A 1,217-nucleotide genomic window follows, 5' to 3' on the forward strand; every position below is an offset into this window, starting at 1 on the left:
TGAATAGCCCCTAGTTTCGTAGACACCTCCAGGCCTTATAATCAAGGCACCCAGGAGGTCCAATGAGCAACTCACGCTACACCGAAGAATTCAAAATTGAAGCCGTCAAACAGGTGGCTGGCCGAGGCCACTCTGTTGCCGAGGTCGCCGCCCGATTGGGTGTGTCAGGCCACAGTCTTTATCAGTGGATCAAGCGCTACTCCAAGCCCACGGAGCAGCGGCAGCAGGACGATGAGCTTCAGGCCGAGATTCGTCGATTGAAGTCCGAACTGAAACGCGTATCCGAAGAGCGAGATATATTAAAAAAGGCCACCGCGTACTTCGCCAGAGAGTCCGATTGAGGTACGCGTTTATTCAGAGCCAAGTGGACCTGTACCCCGTGCGCCGCCTGTGCAAAATGATGACTGTGCACCCTAGCGGTTACTACGCCTGGTGCCGCAACAAGCTGTCTGATCGGGCTCGTGAAGATCAGCGGTTGTTAGGCCAGATTAAACACTCATGGCTGGAAAGCGGCGGTGTGTATGGCTATCGCAAAATTCATCTGGATCTTCGTGAAGCTGGTGAGGCGTGTGGCAAGCACCGGGTAGCCCGGCTCATGCGCTGCGAGGGGTTACGCTCACAGACGGGTTATCGCCGCCGCCCTGGTCGTTATAGTGGCAAGCCGGCTGTGGTTTCACCCAATCACTTGGATCGCCAATTCGATGTAGCAGCGCCCAATGTTGCATGGGTGACCGATATAACTTACATCCGTACCTACGAAGGTTGGTTGTATCTGTCCGTGGTTATCGACCTGTTCTCGCGTCAGGTTGTCGGCTGGTCGATGAAGCCGCGCATGACATCTGACTTGGCGCTAGACGCGCTGTTAGCCGCAGTGTGGCGTCGCAAGCCGCAAGCATGTGTGATGGTTCATTCGGACCAAGGCAGTCAGTTTAGTAGCGGGGACTGGCAGAGCTTCCTGAAAGCGAATCACCTGGTGGGCAGCATGAGCCGCCGGGGAAACTGCCATGACAACGCGGTAGCTGAAAGCTTCTTTCAATTACTCAAACGGGAGCGAATCAAGCGGCAGATTTATCCGACACGCGAGGCTGCTAGACAAGACGTGTTCAATTACATTGAGATGTTTTATAACCCAAGGCGCCGGCACGGCACGAGTGGTGACCTGTCACCGGTCGAGTACGAAAAGCGTCATTACCAGAGTCTGGCGAGTGTCTAGAATA

1 protein-coding gene is annotated in these 1,217 nt (G+C 54.8%); it reads left to right on the forward strand.

The genetic code is table 11. The features are described 5' to 3' along the window. Positions 1-62: 62 nt before the first annotated feature. Positions 63-1,213 (forward strand): IS3 family transposase gene (locus H4J77_RS20465; protein WP_182250118.1). Its coding sequence is split into 2 segments (ribosomal slippage): positions 63-300 and positions 300-1,213, totalling 1,152 coding nucleotides; the frame shifts between segments, so codons are not numbered across the junction. The last annotated feature ends 4 nt before the right edge of the window (positions 1,214-1,217 follow it).

Origin of the sequence: Pseudomonas sp. 5Ae-yellow (assembly GCF_014077575.1) — a bacterium.
GTDB lineage: Bacteria > Pseudomonadota > Gammaproteobacteria > Pseudomonadales > Pseudomonadaceae > Halopseudomonas > Halopseudomonas neustonica.